This window comes from Caballeronia sp. LZ043 (assembly GCF_031451075.1).
In the GTDB taxonomy this organism is placed as follows: Bacteria; Pseudomonadota; Gammaproteobacteria; order Burkholderiales; family Burkholderiaceae; genus Caballeronia.
In genome coordinates, this window is record NZ_JARUXT010000004.1 from 481055 (window position 1) to 499689 (window position 18635).

The 18635-nt window shown below is 66.2% G+C and carries 13 protein-coding genes; 1 reads left to right on the forward strand and 12 read right to left on the reverse strand.

What is annotated here, in order from left to right; translation table 11 throughout:
• Positions 1-238 precede the first annotated feature (238 nt).
• The 8 genes from QCE64_RS29700 to QCE64_RS29735 all read right to left on the reverse strand — a co-directional run bounded on the left by QCE64_RS29700 (position 239) and on the right by QCE64_RS29735 (position 13576).
• Entirely contained in the window at positions 239-4861 is a 4623-nt protein-coding gene (locus QCE64_RS29700; protein ID WP_404987569.1) for a cellulose synthase subunit BcsC-related outer membrane protein, read from the reverse strand.
• A complete protein-coding gene (gene bcsZ / locus QCE64_RS29705) occupies positions 4855-6033 on the reverse strand; it encodes a cellulose synthase complex periplasmic endoglucanase BcsZ (RefSeq protein ID WP_310007749.1) in 1179 nt (392 codons plus the stop codon). The genes QCE64_RS29700 and bcsZ overlap by 7 nt, the downstream gene beginning before the upstream one ends.
• A gap of 1 nt (position 6034) precedes the next feature.
• Positions 6035-8548: a cellulose biosynthesis cyclic di-GMP-binding regulatory protein BcsB gene (gene bcsB, locus QCE64_RS29710; protein WP_310007752.1), complete on the reverse strand. Its 2514-nt coding sequence runs from the start codon at positions 8546-8548 to the stop codon at positions 6035-6037.
• Positions 8548-10764 (reverse strand): UDP-forming cellulose synthase catalytic subunit, encoded by a 2217-nt coding sequence (bcsA, locus tag QCE64_RS29715; RefSeq protein ID WP_309925973.1) that lies wholly within the window; start codon positions 10762-10764, stop codon positions 8548-8550. Before bcsA ends, bcsB begins: the two co-directional genes overlap by 1 nt.
• On the reverse strand, positions 10761-11549 hold the full coding sequence (gene bcsQ / locus QCE64_RS29720; RefSeq protein WP_309925975.1) for a cellulose biosynthesis protein BcsQ: 789 nt from the start codon (positions 11547-11549) through the stop codon (positions 10761-10763). The genes bcsA and bcsQ overlap by 4 nt, the downstream gene beginning before the upstream one ends.
• Positions 11546-12265, reverse strand: coding sequence for a cellulose biosynthesis protein BcsP (gene bcsP, locus QCE64_RS29725; protein ID WP_310007753.1), 720 nt, complete (start codon positions 12263-12265; stop codon positions 11546-11548). The genes bcsQ and bcsP overlap by 4 nt, the downstream gene beginning before the upstream one ends.
• A 120-nt stretch (positions 12266-12385) precedes the next feature.
• Positions 12386-12841: a cellulose biosynthesis protein BcsD gene (gene bcsD / locus QCE64_RS29730; protein ID WP_310007755.1), complete on the reverse strand. Its 456-nt coding sequence runs from the start codon at positions 12839-12841 to the stop codon at positions 12386-12388.
• 537 nt (positions 12842-13378) lie between these two features.
• Positions 13379-13576 carry a hypothetical protein gene (locus QCE64_RS29735; protein WP_309925982.1) on the reverse strand — a complete coding sequence of 66 codons (198 nt, stop codon included), beginning with the start codon at positions 13574-13576 and terminating at the stop codon, positions 13379-13381.
• A 442-nt stretch (positions 13577-14018) separates the two neighbouring features.
• Between QCE64_RS29735 and QCE64_RS29740 the strand changes: the two genes are divergently transcribed.
• The gene (locus tag QCE64_RS29740) at positions 14019-14633 is read left to right on the forward strand and encodes an NAD(P)-dependent oxidoreductase (protein WP_310008601.1); all 615 of its coding nucleotides are present in this window, start codon (positions 14019-14021) and stop codon (positions 14631-14633) included.
• A 32-nt stretch (positions 14634-14665) separates the two neighbouring features.
• On the opposite strand, the gene QCE64_RS29745 is transcribed toward QCE64_RS29740, so the two are convergent.
• The 4 genes from QCE64_RS29745 to QCE64_RS29760 all read right to left on the reverse strand — a co-directional run bounded on the left by QCE64_RS29745 (position 14666) and on the right by QCE64_RS29760 (position 18610).
• Positions 14666-15133, reverse strand: a complete 468-nt coding sequence (locus QCE64_RS29745; RefSeq protein ID WP_309925983.1) for a DUF3331 domain-containing protein — start codon at positions 15131-15133, stop codon at positions 14666-14668.
• Between the two features lie 254 nt (positions 15134-15387).
• A complete protein-coding gene (locus QCE64_RS29750; protein WP_309925985.1) occupies positions 15388-16224 on the reverse strand; it encodes an ABC transporter permease in 837 nt (278 codons plus the stop codon).
• Between the two features lie 13 nt (positions 16225-16237).
• Positions 16238-17509 carry an ABC transporter permease gene (locus QCE64_RS29755; protein ID WP_309934578.1) on the reverse strand — a complete coding sequence of 424 codons (1272 nt, stop codon included), beginning with the start codon at positions 17507-17509 and terminating at the stop codon, positions 16238-16240.
• A gap of 66 nt (positions 17510-17575) precedes the next feature.
• A complete protein-coding gene (locus QCE64_RS29760; RefSeq protein ID WP_309925987.1) occupies positions 17576-18610 on the reverse strand; it encodes an ABC transporter substrate-binding protein in 1035 nt (344 codons plus the stop codon).
• Positions 18611-18635: the final 25 nt, after the last annotated feature.

The following is an 18635-nucleotide window of genomic DNA, read 5'->3' on the forward strand; positions in this document are numbered from 1 at the left end:
TTGTGCGATGTGGCTTCAGCAACCTCAGTGAAGGCGCTCACGCCCGCTGGGCATGGCTTGGAGGCCGGCGCAGCGTCTGGCGCCGCGCGGTATCAGGCGAATATGAGGGAATTGCGGACAAAAAGTGGCGGATGAGATTTTCCGCCAGGCGGTAGCTCAATAATGCGGTGAAAAATTTGTAAGAAATCGTGCCGGCCGCAGAAGGCGTCTTTCGAGCTCTCTGCAAGCCGGACCGGTGTCAATTCGACAACGACAGATACGGCGAGCTGAACGCCTGCGGCGGGAACACGGGCTGTACGCCGCCGCGATTCGAGAAGGTATAGCGCACGTACACGGCCGCGAGCCACTCGCGATACTGATACGCGTTGCCGAACGAGGCCGTCGCGCCAACCGCCAGTTGCGGCGCGAGCTGATATTCACCGGTCGCGCTGAGCGAATAGGACACGCCCGTCTTGCTCTGGCCGGGATAGACGGCGTTCGCATCGGGTGTGGCGCCGGAGCCGGCGGCGCGTGCCTGGAACGTGCCGTTCGTCGGGAAATAATCCGACTCGTCCTGCCGGTAATGCTGCACGCCGATCGAGCCCTTCAGGTCGTAGGTGAAGAGCCCCGAACGCCCGGCATACTCGACCGGGAAGTTGAGAATCACGTACTGCTGCGGGCTGAAATAGCCGCCCTGACCATAGGTGAAGTACGACAGGTTCTTGTCGTAGTGCATCAGCGTGGTATTCGCGCCGATGGTCAGCGTCTGGTCCGCATCCTTGATGAGGCGCGTGTAGATGCCGCCGCCGCCCTTCACCGCGGTGTTGGTCGCGACCTGCTTGCCGTCGAGGAACTGGTACGCCGCGTTGGCATAGACGCCGTTGGTGCCGTCGTCCCAGCCGAAATCGGCGCGGCCGCCGGTCGAGGTTACGCCGCCCCATTCGAGTCCCGCGCCCTGGTCGCGGGCCCCGGCGTAGGACAGCAGGCTGTCCGTGACCGCACGGCGCGCGACGGCCAGCGAGTAGGAGACCTTGTCGGTGATGGCGTTCTGATACTGCACGCCGCCCACCACGTTGGTTTCGCGGAAGCCGAGCGGCGTGGTGCCGACATCGCCCTTCCAGTTGCGGTTCTCATAACCGATCGACAAGCCGACGCCCGTCGCCGTCTGCGAGCCGTAGTTGTTGGTCGGCGGCGTGGCGACCGCGCCCAGTCCGGACCCGAAGCGCGCGAGCGTGTTCGCCTGGCTGCTTGCGGTGCCGGCGTCGAGCGTGACGGGCGTCGCGCGCACGATGACGTGGCCGTTGCCCGCCTTGATGCGGCCTTCGATGGGCGCTTCGATGTCGGTCAGGTTGGACAGTCCGTCCTCGCCATCGCGATTGCGGAAGATGATCCCGCCCGACACCGTGCTGGCCTGCTCGCGGTTGATCTGCGCGAGTTCATCGGCGACGCCCGTCGTCTGCGAATTGGCGACGGGCCCGGGCATGCCGCCGGTGGACATCGTCGCGGCCGCGGCGGCGCGCTGCTGCTGCGTCTGGGCCGGATAGTACGGCTGTGCATAGCCCGCCGGCGGCTGCGGAATGTACGGCTGCTGCGCGTATTGCTGCGGCGGATAGTAGGGCTGCGGGGCGTACGGCTGCTGCTGCTGGGGATAGGGCTGCTGCGGCGGCGCGCCGTAGGCGTACGGATCCGCGGGACGCGCCGCCGCGGTTTTGCGGGTGGAGGTCGTCGCCGGGCGTTTCGTGCGCGTCGTGCTCGCGTGGCTGCTCGCGACAGGCGGCGGCGCGTAGGCATTCGACTGCGCTTCGCGCGCGCCGGGCGACATCGGCCACGGCGATGCATACGGATCCTGTTGCTGCGGATACGGCTGCTGCTGCGCGTACGGTTGCTGTTGCGGATACGCCTGCTGTTGCGGGTAAGGCTGATACGCCGGCTGCTGCTGATACGGCTGCGCCTGATAAGCCGGCTGCGCATAACCGCCCGACGCGCCCCCGTCCTGCCCCGGATAAGGCTGAAGCGGACCGCCCGACTGCCCGGAACCGGACGTGTCGGGACCATAGCCGCCGCTCGTCACCTGACGCGGCGCGCCTTGCTGCATCGGCGCGGGCGCGGCGGAGGGCGCCAGATACGGCGTGGAATACGTGGCGGGCTGGGGAGGCGGCAGATAGGTCGGCACGGGCTGCGAGTAACTCTGAGGGATGACCTGGCGATACGACGCGCCGGACGCCAGCGCCGGACTCGACGCCGTATCGACCGCGGTCTTGCCTTCGAACGGATTGGTGCCGGGCAGCGGATTCGAGCCGATGCGGCTCAGCGCGCTTTCCCAGCCCGGCGGAACATTGCTGCGCGCCTGCGTAGGCGCGGCGGCCTGCATCGGCGGCGTGTTGGCCGCGACGAGCGAGCGTTGCAGGAACTGCGCGGCCAGATCGAGCTTGCCCTGCGCGCGATACATCCGGCCGATCGACGCCAGCACGCCCGGGTCGTTCGGCGCGGCCTGATAGGCCTGGTTCGCGTAGGTCTCGGCCAGCCGGAAGTCGCGCACGTTGCTCGCGGCGGCCATCGCGGCGGTCTGCAGCGCGAGGTCGTCGGGACGGCGCGTCAGTGCCTTCTGAAAGCATGCCAGCGCACTGCGGTCGTCGCCCGCCGACGTGTACATGCGGCCCAGCGCGGCCTGCAGATCGGCGTTGTCGGGCATCGCGGCGAGCCACGGCGAAATGACGTCGTAGGCGCTCGCGAGATTGCCCTGCCGACGCACTTCGTCCGCACGCGCGACGACGATGCCCACATTCAGATTGTTGAAGTCGGTGCGTTGCTGCGTCGTGAGCGACATCGACTGGAGGCGGCGCATCACGGAACCCAGTTCGGCGGTCTGTTGCGTCGCCGAGAGAATGCCCGCGTATTGCAGGAGCAGTCCGGTGTCGTTCGGCGCCTGCGCGATCGCGCCGCGCACCAGCGCCAGCGCGCGAGCCGGATCGCCCGCCTTCACATAGGCCGTGGCGATCGCGCCCGTCAGCTCGGCGTTGCCGCTCGCGACCGGCGCGGCACGGCTCAGGATCGCGAAGGCCTGCTGACGCTGTCCTGCGGCGGCCGCCTGCGTCGCGAGTTCCGCCTGCTGCTGCACCCACAGACGATGCTGGAGCGCGGTCATCGCGGGCGTGCGCTGGGCCGCCGGAATGCGTTCGAGTTGTCCGAGGCCAGTTGCCCAGTCCTGGGTTTCGGCGGACAGCAGCGCGCTCGCATAGAGCGCGTCGGTCATGTCCGGATGGGTCGCGAGCAGCCCGTCCATCATGCTGCGCGCGTTGCCCACCGCGCCCTGACGCACGTAGATGCGCGCCAGGTCGAGGCGCAGCCACGGATCGTCGGGATTGTTGAGCAGCGCGTCTTCAAAAAGGCTGCGCGCCGCGCCGAGATCGCCGCGCGCTTCGGCCGCGCGCGCCTGCGCCGCTTGCGCCTCGCCGCGCAGCTTGTTGATGCCGCCGGCCTTGGCTTGCTGTTCGGTGTTGAGACGATTGGCGAATTCGAGCGCCTCGTCGCCGCGTCCCTGCGCGGCCAGCGCGCCGACGAGTCCGCGGATCGCATCGGGATTGTCGGCCTGACGGCGCAGCGCCATCCGATACGCCTGCTCCGCGCCGCGCGGATCGCTGTTCGCAAGCAGCATCTCGCCGAGCAGGACCTGGGCGGTGACATCGGACGGATTGACGGCGATCGCGCGTTCGAACAACGCCTTCGCCTGCGCGATCTGCCCGTTGCTGCGCGCGCCGATGGCGTCGCTCGTGTAGGACCAGTACGTGGCGCTGGTGAGCGCGTCCTTCCAGCGCGCCGGATTGCCGGCCCGCGACGCGCGTTCGAGATCGTTGCGCGCTTCGGTGAAGTGTTCCTGCTTGAGCGCCGCGATGCCCATGCCGCCGAGCGCGTCGGCGTCGTTCGGGTTGCTCGCGAGCACTGACGCGAAGCGTGCGCGCGCCGTCGCGAGATCGCCGCGATCCAGCGCCGCGAAACCTTCGCCGACCGTGCGTCCGCGCGTATCGACGGCCACGCCCGCCTGCGCGCGATCCTGCGCCGCGCGGTCCTGCTGCACCATCGAATCGAAGCGCGCCTTCACGGCGGCGTCGTCGGGCGAGGATTGGAGATAGGCCTGGTACAGCGGCGCATCCGATGCGCGCGCGCCGAGCCACAACAACGCCTGGCGCCAGCTCTTCTTCGCGTCCGCACCGACGGCGCTGTCGCTGGCAAGCTTCGCGAGCCGCGCGATGCCGTCGCGCCGCGTCGAGTCGCGATAGGTCAGATGCTGCGCGTAGGCGAGCTGGTAACGCGGCTCGTCGGGATTGTCGCGCGCGAGCTGTTCGAGTCCGCGGCGCGCCTCGTCCCAGCCTTGCGGCGTGGCGGCGAGCGCCTGGTAGTACTCGAGCTGCAACTGCGGCGTGGCGGGCTTGCCGTCGATCGCGCGGCGGTATTCCTGCACCGCCGACGCGCTTTGTCCGCTCTGTGCGAGACGGCGCGCGTCGTTGACGGTCTGGTCGCGCGAACTGGTCTCGCCGAGCCGGCGGCCGAGTTCGTCGATGTTCGGATAGTTCGGCGCGACCTGACGCAGTTGCGCGAGATACTGCTGCGCGCCGCTGCCGTCCTTGCGATCGGCGAGCACCATGCCCATGCCGAACAGCGCATCGGGCTGCTTCGGGTTGATGCGCAGCACCTTCTGCCACGCCTGCTCGGCGAGATCGCCGCGCCTGTGCGCCTGCCAGTACTTGCCCTGGTCGACCAGCACGGTCAGCGGATCGGCGCTGGCCTGGGCGAGGGCGAACATCGGCGCGCCGGCCGCGATGGCCGCCGCGATGTGCATTGCGAGAGTCCGCTTCATTGCGTGTTTCCTGACCCGGATCAGCATGCGCTTCTCCAGTTCGGCACCAGACGGCCGGTTTCATCGAAGCGATAGCGCCCGTCGACGAAACCGCCGCCGAACAGGCCCAGCACGCGGTCGTAGTACGCAGGTTCGCGTCCTGCGACAGCCGGCGCCGTCAGCGCTTCGAGATGGGCGCGGGCGAGGCCCAGGCCGTGCTCGTCGTTCAGTGCCTTGAAGTAGGGCGCCAGCGCGCCCCAGTAAGAGAGCGGGCCTTCGCCGCTCGCCGCGCCGTTCAGGGTGGAGACCTTCTCCGGCGGAAAGCCGTTTTGCGCGACGCTCTGGCGCATGCCGCCGAGCGCATCGAGCCACGGGCGCGCGAGCGGATCGCGGCTCGCCGTCATGCCGGCCCACAGATAGACGCGTATGGCGTCATAGCTGCCGACATCGCCGTTCTTCGGATCGACGGCGAACTGGCCGTTCTGATACGCCGCCCAGTCCGGCGCATAGCCGCGCGGCGCGGTCACGCGGATCATCGTCGCGGCGTTCTGCGCGAGCTTGCTCCACGGGCCGTCGGGCATCTCGTGCGCCAGCGCGCGCAGCAGCGGCAGCGGCAGATAACTCGGGTTCAGACGCGTCACGTCGCCGTTCCGGAAACCGTGCGGGCCGGGCAGGAGCATCGGTCCGAGGCCCGGCAGATCGGCGATTTCCTGCTTCGCGATCTGCGTCGCCAGGGCGTAGCCGAGTTTCGTATAGGCCGGCTCCTTCCACAGCCGGCCGGCCTGGAACAGGTCGTAGGCGATCCACAGGTCCGAATCGGAGGCCGAGTTCGGGTCCAGCACGCCAAATGAGCCGTCCGGCTTCCTGCCCCATTGCCACGCGGGCAGGCGCAGGTTGGCGGTATCGAACTGATTGCCCGAGAGGTTCGTGCGGGTCCAGCCGAGCAGGCGCTCGAAGGTGGCGCGGTCGTTGGCCACGAGCGCGAAGAACATGCCGTACGACTGGCCTTCGGAGGTGGTCTGCTGCACCTCGGTCGAACGGTCGATCACGCGGCCGTCGGCCTGCACCGCGCGCTCGACGAATTGCCGGTACGCCGGCCAGTCGCATTGCTGGGCGGCTTGCGGGGCTTGCGCGGGCTGCGCGCGGGCGGCGCCGGCCGACCCCGCGCTGGCGGCGGCGACGAATGCGCCGGCCACGACGCTTGCGGTGAATGGCCGCATGTCAGTCCCTCAGGCGCCGCGCGGCGAGCGAACGCAGCGCGCGATAGAACAGGGCGGCGATGATCAGCGCGGCGAGCACGCCGCCGAGCACCAGCAACACCGGATGCGACGAGAGCGCCCAGCGCATGTAATGCATCGGCGACAGATGACCGACGTAATACGCCTCGCCATTCGAGGTCACGGTCACGGTGCGTCCGTGGATGACGGCCATCGCGCCCTGGATGGACGGCAGCAGGTCGTTGTCGAGCAGGGCGGCGGAGAGGTCGGCATCCGACTGTCCCGCCGCGCTGATCAGCGCCACCGCGCTGCGTCCGCTCTTCAGCGGTGATTCGAAACCGGTGAGCAGGGCGTCGCCGTTCGAGCTGACGAGCGAGAGATCCGCGCGCGCCGGTGAGCGTTCCGGACCATGCTCGCCATGCCACCAGTCGACCAGCTTGAACGCGACATCGGTGAGCTGGAACGTGTGCGAGTCGCCGTCGCTGGAGAACGGCATCTGCTTGGCCCAGCGCTGCAACAGCGGCTGGCGGCCCGGCGAGCCGAGGATCAGCAGATCCTTGTCGGCGAAGCGGTCGACGTCGTTCGCGCTGGTCACGGTGACGCCGGTCACCGGATAGCCCGTCGACGTGCCCATGCGGCCCATTTCGAGCAGATACAGGCTGTAGTCGGCCGAGTTCGGGTCGTTCGGCAGCACCACCGCCGTCTGCGACAGGTCGGCCATGCGCGTGAACGGGAAGCCGCCGTTGGCGAACGCGGCCAGGTCGGGCAGCGCCATGTAGTGCGGGAAGCCCGACAGGTCGATGGTCGAGTTCGGGTCCACCGCGCCGACCACGTTGTCCAGCACGCGGCCCTGGCATTCGCCGGTCTTCGGGATGTCGTAGTAGAAGTGCAGGCGCAACTGCGCGCGCGGCGTGAGCAGCAGCGGCGGAATGTAGACCTCGCGGCGCGCGGACACGGTCTTGTCCGGCAGCACGCGGCTGAAGTAATGCCCGAGGTCGAAGGTCGAGGCGGAGACGGCCGGGATGCGCAGCGACTGCACGAAGCCGTCGTTCACGCTGATGTTCAGCGAGGAACGGTCCGGCGCGGGCCGCACGGTGTAGCGGTAGGCCAGATCGATCGGCACGCCCTTGGTCTGCCACATGAAGAGATCGGGCGGCACGCGCAGGTTGACGCGCACGGCGTCGGCGTCGTAGCCGCGGGCGGTCAGGTCGCGCGCTTCCGCGAGCTCGCCGAAGCGCACCGGGCGATCCGTCGACAGCCAGTTCGGCGCGTCATAGGGACGGCGCGGTTGCAGGTCGCTGAATTGCGTGATTGTCGCGCTCGTGCCGGACAGCGTGTTCTGACCGATGCCCAGCGCCTTCGCGGCGGTCTTCAGCTCGTTCTCGTCGCGGCCCTGGATCAGCAGGATGCGGCCGCGCGCGTTGGCATCGCGTTCGACGACGGAAATCGTCGGGCCCGACACCGCCGGAATGTCGACGCCCGCCACCTTGGCGTCGCCGACGGCGAACACCACGGCATTGCCCGAGAGCGGCACGTTGTCGGTCTGGGCCGGGAACATCGCGCCGCGATAGCCCGCGAGCGAACCGAAATACGACGCCACCATGCCGGCCGCTTCGAGCGTCGGCAGGCTCGGCTTGCCGGCGAACACGAACGGCAGTTCGAGACGGCGCACGTCGCGACGATCGAAGAACGGATTCGGCAGCGCGGCGAGGTCGGGCTTGTTCGCGATCGACGCGTAGGTGAGGTCCAGCGAGCTCGAATTGCTGACGGTGGCCCACAGCGTCGAGTTCGACGGGTCCTCGCACTGCTGCGTGTAATGGCCGATCAGCTGGACGTTCAGATGGTTGAACTCGGTGATGAAGCGCGGATCGATGGCCACGTCGCGCGCCACCAGCACGCCCGCCTGGTCGCGCGGCACGGGCAGCGTTGCGGCTACTTCGCCGTTGATCAGCACCTTCAGTTGCGAGATGGACGGCAGCAGCGACGGCGAATAGCTGTAGATCAGATGCAGGATCGCGCCCGTCACGACTTCGTCGCCGCGCACCGAGAAGGCAATGCCGTTCTGGCCATCGGTGCCGCGTAATTGCAGTGGATCGAGCGCGCCGTAGTCGGCGAAGGTCAGCGTCTGGCGGCGGCCGCCGGGCACCAGCGTGCCGGGATTGGCGGTGGTCGGAAGGCGCGAAGTCAGCGGCTTCTCGGGCTTGCCGGAGAACGCGGGCACGGGCATCGCGAGCGCGGGCTGCTGGATCGACGCCGGGTTGTAGACGGCCGCCGGGCTCGGCGCGGGCACGGCGCCGGCGCCAGTGGCCTGCGGTGCGGCGGTTGCCGGCGCGACGGCAGCCGAGGCCGGCGCAGCAACAGCGGTCGCGGCCGCCGCGATGGACGCGAGCGGCCCGGCGAACGCAGTCTGCAAGGCAGCGAAGACGGCCAGCGCACGCACCAGAGGTCTTTCGCAAAAACGCGGCGTGCGCCCGCCCGTTCCGAATTCAACGTGCAACTTCGACATACCCATGCCCATTATTGGTCTTTGGTTTTCAGCTTCTTCACGTCGACCGGGCGCTTGTTCATCCAGGTACGAAGGTCGCTGTACAAGTGCTCGAACAGTCCGGCGATGCCGCGCGTGCCCACCAGCAACACATGCGACAGGCCGCGCAGCGGCGTATCCGGGCGGCGGCCCTCGGACCAGCCGGTCCAGGCGTCCGCGCGCGCGAAAGTGGTCTTCACGAAGTCGTATTCCTGCTCGCGCGTGAGCTGCCCGAAACGCAGGCCGACGCGCCCCGGCTCGGTATAGCCGACGCTCGCCGGGAACGCGTATTCCTCGTCGCCGCGGAACAGCGAGACGGTCACGCGCTCGTGCATCGGCACTTCGATCTTGCTCGGCAGCGCGACGCCGACGCCGCCTTCCGAATAGTCGATCGTCTCGCAGGCGAGCGTGCGGCCGGTGGAGAACTTGAGCATCACGGGCATCTTCATGGTCACGCGATGGGTCGCGCGCACTTGCCGCCGCTCGCTCGCCGCCGCCACCGATGCGCCCAGGATCAGCATGTTGTAGACGGTCCAGCAGAGGTTGAGGATGGTCGTGTTGACCTCGCTGCGGATCTGCCAGTACATGACGATATGCACGATGCCCGCGATGAAGCCGAGCAGGTTCAGCAACAGCAAAAACAGATAGGGCCGCGAGATGGACCAGTCGAAGTAATCCTTGGCGATCTGGCCGCCCTTGGCCGTCACGTTGAACTTGCCGAGCTTCGGGTTGATGACGGCGAGCAACGTGGGAGCGGTGATGTACGACGCCAGCACCGACTCGTACACTTCGGCCCAGAACGAATGGCGGAAGCTGCGCTGCATGCGCGAATTGGTGATGCTCGCGTGCATCATGTGCGGCAGCGCGAAGATCGCGATGGTGCTCGCCGCGGCTTCGATCACGTGCGCGCCGAAGAACAGGTACGACAGCGGCGCGGTGAGGAACACGAGACGCGGCACGCCGTAGAAAAAGTGCAGCATGCCGTTCAGATAGCAGAGCCGCTGGCCGAGTTTCAGACCCTTGCCGGTCAGCGGATTGTCGATCCGGAAGATTTGTGTCATGCCGCGCGCCCAGCGGATGCGCTGCCCGATATGGCCGGAGAGGCTTTCCGTCGCGAGACCCGCGGCCTGCGGAATCGCGAGATAGGCGGTGGTGTAGCCGAGACGGTGCAGCTTCAGCGCCGTGTGCGCGTCCTCGGTGACGGTCTCGACCGCGATGCCGCCGATTTCCTCGACCATCGAGCGGCGCAGCACCGCGCACGAGCCGCAGAAGAACGTGGCGTTCCACAGGTCGTTGCCGTCCTGCACGAGGCCGTAGAACAGTTCGCCTTCGTTCGGCACCTTGCGGAACGTGCCGAGATTGCGTTCGAACGGATCGGGCGAGAAGAAGTGGTGCGGCGTCTGCAGCATCGACAGCAGCTTGTCGCGCAGGAACCAGCCCAGGCAGATCTGCAGGAAGGAGCGCGTGGGGATGTGGTCGCAGTCGAAGATCGCGAGGAACTCGCCCTTCGTGATCTTCAGCGCCTCGTTGATGTTGCCCGCCTTCGCATGCCGGTTGTGCGTGCGGATCGTCCAGTTGACGCCCACTTCCTCGCAGAAGGCCTTGAACTCGGGACGGCGGCCGTCGTCGAGCACGTGGATCGCGAGCTTGTCGCCCGGATAGTCGAGCGCGAGCGCCGCGTAGATGGTCGGCTTGACCACCGAGAGCGGCTCGTTGTACGTGGGGATGAAGACGTCGACCGTCGGCCAGTCGGCGCGGTCGGCGGGCAGCGGCAAGGGCTTGCGCTTGAGCGGCCATGCCGTCTGGAAGTAGCCGAGCAGGAGCACCAGCGTCGCGTAGACTTCGGCGGCCACCAGCAGCAGGCCCCAGGCTGCGTCGAGCGGGCGCTCCCAGTAGGTGGTCTCAGTCAGGCGCCAGAACATGTAGCGGCCCGACGCGATGATCGACAGCATGATCATCACGAGCGTCGCGTACTGGCCTTGCAGACGGCGGAAGCCGAGCGCGAAAACGAAACAGACGCTCGCAAAGGCGAGTTGCTGACCGAACACGAGCGGCACCGTGACCACGAAGTACAGCGCGCACAACGCAAACGCCGTCAGCAGGACCACGAGGATGCGGCTGCCCCAGATGCGCGCATCGACGAAGCGTTCGAGCCGCGACGTCGCCACGCTCACTTCCGTTTCCGGCGACGGGATCTTGGCGGAGCTCATGCGAGTTTCCTCGACGAAGCGGGCAGCGCATCGATTGCGGCGAGCAGCCATTCGCCGCACGCGCGGAGATCGGCGGCGGCCTGCGACAGCGGATCGTAGTGGATCAGCGTCGTGTCGCACGCGAGCGACTCGGAGACGCCTTCGTCCAGATGGATGACGCCCGGGAACAGCTTCGTGCCGAGCATGTTGCGCAGCACCTTCAGCACGTCCTTGCTCAACTGGCGCGACTGATCGACCTGGTTCACGACGTAGCCCTGGCCCGCGAAGTTCTGGCGTGGCGCGGCATAGGCATCGACCATGCGCTCCATGCCGGGAATCGCGGCGTAGGAGGCGGCATCGGCCAGCACGACGTTCAGCGCGAAATGCGCCGCGGTCAGCGCCGTGCGCGTGTAGACGGACGAGCCCGGCGGGGTATCGACGATCACGATGTCGTTGGCATCGAGCGCCAGCGCCTCGAGCGCGTGCGCGAGCCAGGCGGGATCGGCGTCGACGAGCGCCTCGAAGCGCCGGCGGTCGTCCTCGAGCAGCGCGCCGTAGGGCAGCACCGTGACGCCGTCGATGCCGTCGAACATCACGGTCTGCCAGGGTTCGCCGGCGAGTGTCGCGCGCGAGATGCCGTCGATGCTGTCGAGCGGAATGCCGAAGTGCAGGCGCAGTGCGTTTTGCGGATCGAGATCGAGCACGATCACGCGGCGGTTGCGCGCAGCGAGTACCGAAGCGAGATTGGCGGCGAGCGTCGTCTTGCCGACTCCGCCTTTCGCGGAAACTACCGTGATGACTTTCATGACCGTGAGAGGCGGCTCGTGCGATGGGCGGCGGGTTCAGTGTTCGCGGATTCGCCGGTGTGGCGCAGGCGTTCGAACATCGACTGAAGCGAGTTGGCGGGCGCGCTCGGAGCGGGCGGCGTCTGCGGCTTGAACAGCTTGCCGAGAATGGAGTGCGGTTCGGCTTCGTGGGCCGGCTGGACGCGCGGGGGTTCTGCTGGCGTCGCTGCCGGAGCGGGGGCGGCGGCAGGGGCGCGGCGCGCGAGGACGCTCGAACCGAACGTGGCTGCGGCGGGGCGCGGTTCTGCCGGCGTCGGTGCCGGTGTCGGCGCTGCAGCCGACGCCATGTCCGGGGCGGTTTCGGTTTCGATCGCAGCGGGATCGGCGAGCGCCGAGAAACGCAGCGCACTCAGCGATTGAGCGGCGGGCGCATCGACCGGCGGAATCGTGCGGCGATGCGGCCGCGTGAACAACTGCGGCCGGCCGCGATGGATCGGCGTCGGGCGGGCGGCGGATTCCGCGGCCGGTTCGCTGCCGGGCGCGCCGGACGTGCTGGCTTGAGTGTCGCGGCGCGGCGCGATTTCAGGAATGGCCGGCTGCGCGAAGTCCAGCGTCGCGAGCAGCGGCCAGCGGGTACGGGCCGACTTGGCCTCGTTCTCCCGACCGATCTCCTGATAGTCGCCTGCATTGCCGCCGAAATGATCGAACAGCTTCTCGATGTCGCGCGATGTATTCATGGTGCCGCTTCCTCGTCCGTGCCTGCCCTGCCTGGCCGTTTCAACTTGTTTGTGCCACCTGATCGACAGGGGGCTTGAGCCGTCGCTTCGAAGCGGCGGTCGGTGATTCCGGGGTTCTCGTCAAAGCACGGTGCGTGCGAGCCTGAACTCGATGGCGGTGTCGTCGCCGAATTCGCCTGCCTGCCGTACGGCAAGGCCCTGCGCGCCAAGCGCGGCGAGCCACTGCTGATACGCGCCTTCCAGGAACGCCGGCGTCCACGCGAGCGCGCTTTCACCGAAAGCCGGCAGCGGCGCGCAGTAATGGACGATGCTCAGGTGATCGCGCTCGTCGGTGAGTTCGACGAAGCCCCAGTCGGCATCGCGCCACTGCGCGTTGAGCGCTTCTGCCAGTTCGGCTGTGGAATTGCAGGACGGCAGCGGCCGTGCGTCCGCGAAGCGGCTGCCGACGCGATGCATCAGCTGGCGCAGTTCGGTGCGCCCGATTTGCGCTTCGAATTCATCGGCGAGCGCGGACAGAAGCCCGCGCCATTGGCGAGAGGTGTGGCTGTCCAGCAGGTGTTCAAAGATAGCGGCCATGTGTAGTCGGCTGGGCGCACGCGCGCCACGTGATTAGTCATTGTTTACGTCCTTGGCGGACAACTCTTGACCGAGAGCATTGATCCGGACGGTTGTCCAGGCGCGAGTACACGTCTGAACTTATCTCACTGCTGATTTTTTCGCCAGTAGAAACACTAGCAGGAGATTTTTTTGGCGAATTGACCAATTAAGACGCAACAGGCCGTCCAGTTTGGACATTTGACCCGCGCTGACCTGAACGAAAATTCGACAACCATCACGCACTTTTTGACGTGCACCCGCAAAGGCGGCGGCAGTGTACCACTCCGTTAATTCAGCGCTGAAGGGCTTCACGGTGATTCGCACGGATTGACTTTTGGCTGTACCGCATGGCGCGGAGCCCGACTGGCTAGCGACGGAAATTTCGCCCGACTTTTCCCGTGCCGATCTGCAACAGAATGATTTGTATGAGAAAAATGGAAGGCGCTCGGAATTAGCGCTTGAAGGGGCAAAAAAAAAGCGCCCCGACCGGGACGCTTCAGATGGGTTTCGTGACGCTTACAGGTTTGCGCGGACGGCGTCCCTGACAGCGTCCATCACAATGCCGTAATTGAGCGGGATGTCCAGGGAATCGGAGTAGCCGGAATCTGCGGCGGACTCCTTGGGGACGGCGCGGGCCGGGATCGGCTCGTAGCCGGATTCGCCTGCCGGATTTTCGCGTCCTTCGATGGCACCCTGCAATTGCGGATTCTTCACGATTAACTCCTTCCGGTAATGGAGCGGCGAGGAACTGCAATATAAACCAACGCGATGACAATTTGGCGACTGCCGTATTGGAAACTCGATCTGAAATCGCTCCGTGAAGCGCGCCGGTATCGCCACGAGGCCCATTTCAGATGGAGCACGGGGCTTTCCAGTTTAACGGCGTAGCGGGCGGGGGACGGCGCTCGAGCCTTATGAAGAGCGCGCGGCACTATCTCTTGAACAGGTGAAATTCGGCCCGGAATTTGCGTTAAAACTGCTCGCCATGTAAATGCTGAAAACGTGGTATGAATGCGTTGATTCTGCTATTTCAGCAGCAGGCACAACAAACGCTCACCCGAATGGTTTGAGCGTCTCAGTTTATGTCGTCTTATCACAAAGCGAACACTTGTACGTGTTTCGGGGCGAATGCCCTCGAAAAAAGGAGTCGATGGCAATGAGCACAATCGCGATTATCGGAGCAACGGGGAAGGTGGGCAGCCGTCTGCTTGACGAAACGTTGCGGCGTGGGCACACGGTCACCGCGCTCGCCCGCGATACCTCGGGCGTCGAGACACGCTCCGGCGTCACCGCCCGTAACGTCGACGCGCTCGATGCCGATGCACTTTCCAGCGTAATCTCCGGGCACGACGCGGTATTCAGCGCGATGCCGTTCAGCGGGGTTCCGGCGGAGGCGATCGTGGAACCGGTGAAGCGCGCGGACGTGCGCCGCCTGCTCGTGGTGGGCGGCGCGGGAAGCCTCTATGCCGCGCCCGGTCAACGCGTGCTCGACGCGCCGGATTTTCCCGCTGACTGGAAGCCGGAAGCGACAGCCGGCGCCATGTTCCTCGACGCCCTGCGCGGCCAGCGCGACATCGACTGGACCTTTATCTCGCCGTCGGCGAAATTCGTTCCGGGCGCGCGCACGCAACGCTACCGGCTCGGCGTCGACGAGCTGCTGGTCGACAGCAACGGCCGCAGCTGGATCACGTTCGACGACTACGCCATCGCCTTTCTCGACGAGTTCGAATCGCACGCGCACATCAAGCAGCGCATCACAGTCGGATACTGACGCGCGCGTTCGGTCACGACGGCAGGCTGCGCCTAGCCGTGCATGTCGACTTCGACTTCCTCGCTGTTCTTCGGCATCGCTGCCGCGAGAATCATCGCGGCGGCGTTCTGCGGCTTCGGATCGCGTTGCGACGGCCGATACACCTGATCCCCGCGATGAATCGGCATTCCCGACAGCGAGCACACGCCTTCACTCGTCGCGGTCGTCGCGCGCCAGCCCTGATAGCCGTAATGGCAGGTGCCGGGATCAGACCAGTAGACGAGCGCCGTCGCGCTGCTCGGACGTTCGATCACCCGAACGATGGCTTGCGGATACGGCAGACCGCGATCCACCTGCTGCGGATGCGTACGGTTCCAGTCGCGCGTGAGGCGCTCGAGAAACGAACTCTCGATGCGTGCGGATTTCTGAGATGGCGCGGTGCGGGCGACGTCTTGGGGCGCCGCCTCGAGCAGGTGAACCGTCTGTGACCACGGGTCCGCTCTCTTCGAAAAAGCTGTCATGGCAATGTTCCAGGCTTTGACTCGACCTAGAACGTACGTCATTAAGCATATTCCGATAAAGGCTGCATCAGTGAATACACTATCCCGTCGATGCGAATAATCGAACGGTAGTGTGAAAAAGCCTTGCGCGACAGGACTTTACGCGATTTCCAGGCGTCTGTCCTCCGCATCAACGATGCCAGGAAAAAGCCTTCTGTAAGCTTAAAAGTTCGAATGTCGGACGAGACAGCCTGCCGACAGCGAGTCTCGCTGTGTCAGGCAACGGCCCGCGCCGCAGCGCGGCCGCGCAACCATTCCAGCGCCAGCAGCAGGCTCGTCGAAAAGACGATCAGGATCGTGGCAAGCGCCGCGATGGTCGGGCTGATGTTCTCGCGGATGCCGGTGAACATCTGCCGCGGCAAGGTGGTCTGGTCAGCGCCGGCGAGAAAGAGCGTGACGACGACTTCATCGAACGAGGTCGCGAAGGCGAACAGCGCGCCGGAGATCACGCCCGGCGCAATCACCGGCAGCGTCACCTTGAAGAACGTGCGCAGCGGGCCGGCGCCCAGCGACTGACTCGCGCGCACGAGGTTATGGTTGAAGTTCTGCAGCGTCGCGCCGACCGTCGTCACGACGAACGGCACGCCCAGGGCCGCATGCGCGAGGATCAGCCCGAAGTACGTGTTCGCGATGCCGAGCGGCGCGAAGAACAGATACATGCCGACGCCCACGACGATCACCGGCACGATCATCGGCGAAATCAGGACGGCCATCAGCAGGCTCTTGCCGATGAAGTTCGCCTTGGTCAGCCCGACCGCGGCGAGCGTGCCGAGAATGGTCGCCACCAGCGTCGCCGAAGGCGCCACGATGAAGCTGTTCTTCGCCGCCATGCGCCACTCGTCGGACATGACGAGGTTGTGATACCAGCGCATCGACCAGCCGGGAATCGGATAGACGAGGAAGGTGCTCGACGAGAACGACAGCGGCACGATGGCGAGCACCGGCAGGATCAGATACAGCAGCGTCAGCACACAGAGGATCCGCAATGCGAAGTACCAGACGCGTTCGATGGCGGACGTGTGCGGCGCGAACATCGGTTTGGCGAGTTTCATGTGGCGTTCCCAGTCAGCCCAGGCTCACGTTCGAGCGCGTGAAGCGGCCGTAGACGACATAGAGGAGCAGCGTCGCGGCGAGCAGCAGTGCGCCGAGCGCGCACGCCATGCCCCAGTTGATCGTCACGTTGGTGAAGTAGGCGATGTAGTAGCTGACCATCTGGTCGTTCGGTCCGCCGAGCAGGGCCGGCGTGATGTAGTAGCCGATCGCCAGAATGAACGTGAGCAGCACGCCCGCGCCGATGCCCGGATACGTCTGCGGCACGTATACGCGCCAGAAGGCCGCAAACGGATGACTGCCCAGCGACACCGCCGCGCGCTGGTAGCTCGGCGGCACCGACTTCATCACGCTGTAGAGCGGCAGGATCATGAACGGCAGCAGGATGTGCGTCATCGAGATATAAACGCCGACACGGTTGAACAGCAGCGCGAGCGGCGAGCCGATCAGCCCGCTGCCGATCAGCGCCTTGTTCACCAGTCCCTCGCTCTGCAACAGCACGATCCACGCGGCTACGCGCACCAGCACGGAAGTCCAGAACGGGATCAGCACGAGCACCATGACGAGGTTCGCGCGGCGCGCGGGCAGTGTCGAGATCCAGTAGGCGAGCGGATAGCCGAGCAGCAGCGCGAACAGTGTCACGCCCACGCCGATCACGAAGGTCCGCGCGAAGACGTTCAGATAGATGGACTGGTCGGGATCGGCATGGACGAGGTTGCCGAAGCCGTCCTGCTTGTGATCGAGCGACGCGAGCACGTAGAACGGCGAATAGCGCCCGGCGTTCTTCGCGATGGCCTGCCAGTACGCGGGATCGTTCCAGCGCTCGTCGAGCTCGACGATCTTCGCCTTGATCTGCGGCGCGGCGAGCGGCCTGCCGTCGTCGCCGGGGAGCGGCATCGCCCGCGCGGTCTTGGCGACCAGCGAGCGATAGCCGGGAATCTCTGTGTTGAGGCGGCGCGCGAGCGCGCCCATCGAATCGCCTTCCTGGATGGCCGTCAGATCCTGCGCGAGCGCGGCATAGGCTTCGTCCGGCGGCGCCGTCTTGCGGTCCCACTTCTTGAGCACGGCGCCCGTGTGCGGCAGCGCATTCGCGACTTCCGGATTCTCGATCGCGCGCGTGAGCAGCGCGGCGATCGGCACCACGAAAATCAGGAACAGGAAGAGTGCGAGCGGCGCGATGAGCGCAAGGGCCATCGCGCGCTTCTTCGCGTCGGCGATCTTCAGTTCGCGTTTCAGACGCGCGCTCGATTCAAGCGCGTCTTCCGCGGGGATCGTCATGGTATGCACGGGGATGTCTCCTTCCCGGCCGCGCTTCGTCCTGCCAGCGCGGCCGTCGGTTTCACGGTTGCGCGCTTACTTCGTCGCCCACGCGGTGAACCGCTGCTCGAGTTCGTCGCCATGGTCGGTCCAGAACGCCATGTCCTGCAGCACCGCGTTCTTCGCGTTCTCCGGCGAGTTCGGCATGTCCGCCTTGGTCTTCGCGTCGAGCGCGGAGATCGCCGCCTTGTTCACCGGACCGTAGGCAATGTTCTTCGCATACGTTTCCTGCGGCTTCTGCGAGACCGAATACGCGATGAACTGCGTCGCCACGTCCTTGTTCGGCGAGCCCTTCGGAATGGCCCAGTAGTCGAGGTCGTAGATGCTGCCGTTCCACACGACCTTGAGGTTCTTGCCTTCCTTGCGCGCGGCGTCGATGCGGCCGTTATAGGCGGTGGACATCACCACGTCCCCGGCGACCAGGAATTGCGGCGGCTGCGCGCCGGCCTCCCACCACTGGATGCTCGGCTTCAATTCGTCGAGCTTCTTGAACGCGCGATCCGCGCCGGCCTTCGTGCCGAGCACCTTGTACACGTCCTTCGGCGCGACGCCGTCGGCCATCAGCGCGAACTCGAGGTTGTAGCGCGCGCCCTTGCGCATGGCCCGCTTGCCGGGGAATTTCTTCGTGTCCCAGAAATCGGCCCAGCCGGTCGGCGCGGTCTTGAGCTTGTCGGCGTTATAGGCGAGCGCCGTCGACCACACGAAGAAGCCGACGCCGCAAGTCGCCGGCGACTCGGGCACGAGATCCGATTTCTTCGCGATCTTCGACCAGTCGAGCTTTTCATACAGGCCTTCGTCGCAGCCGCGTCCGAGGTCGCCCGATTCGACTTCGACCACGTCCCAGTTCACGTGCTTGGCTTCGACCATCGCCTTGACCTTGGCCTGTTCGCCGTTGTACTCGACCGCCGTGACCTTGTTCTTGCTCGACTGCTCGAAGGGCTGGTTGAATGCGACCTTCTGGGCGTCGCCATTGGCGCCGCCGAAGTTGACGACGGTGATTTCCGCCGCGCCCGACGCTGCCGACGCGCACGCGAGCGCGGCCGTGATGGAACACAGTGCGAACTTCTTCATGATGGTTTCCTCTGTCTGCCTGGTT

Excerpts from the sequence above, each read along its gene's own strand:
- QCE64_RS29700 (WP_404987569.1), bottom strand. The coding sequence starts at position 4,861 with ATGCTGATCCGGGTCAGGAAACACGCAATGAAGCGGACTCTCGCAATG.
- bcsZ (WP_310007749.1), bottom strand. The coding sequence starts at position 6,033 with ATGCGGCCATTCACCGCAAGCGTCGTGGCCGGCGCATTCGTCGCCGCC.
- bcsB (WP_310007752.1), bottom strand. The coding sequence starts at position 8,548 with ATGGGCATGGGTATGTCGAAGTTGCACGTTGAATTCGGAACGGGCGGG.
- bcsA (WP_309925973.1), bottom strand. The coding sequence starts at position 10,764 with ATGAGCTCCGCCAAGATCCCGTCGCCGGAAACGGAAGTGAGCGTGGCG.
- bcsQ (WP_309925975.1), bottom strand. The coding sequence starts at position 11,549 with ATGAAAGTCATCACGGTAGTTTCCGCGAAAGGCGGAGTCGGCAAGACG.
- bcsP (WP_310007753.1), bottom strand. The coding sequence starts at position 12,265 with ATGAATACATCGCGCGACATCGAGAAGCTGTTCGATCATTTCGGCGGC.
- bcsD (WP_310007755.1), bottom strand. The coding sequence starts at position 12,841 with ATGGCCGCTATCTTTGAACACCTGCTGGACAGCCACACCTCTCGCCAA.
- QCE64_RS29740 (WP_310008601.1), top strand. The coding sequence starts at position 14,019 with ATGAGCACAATCGCGATTATCGGAGCAACGGGGAAGGTGGGCAGCCGT.
- QCE64_RS29745 (WP_309925983.1), bottom strand. The coding sequence starts at position 15,133 with ATGACAGCTTTTTCGAAGAGAGCGGACCCGTGGTCACAGACGGTTCAC.
- QCE64_RS29750 (WP_309925985.1), bottom strand. The coding sequence starts at position 16,224 with ATGAAACTCGCCAAACCGATGTTCGCGCCGCACACGTCCGCCATCGAA.
- QCE64_RS29760 (WP_309925987.1), bottom strand. The coding sequence starts at position 18,610 with ATGAAGAAGTTCGCACTGTGTTCCATCACGGCCGCGCTCGCGTGCGCG.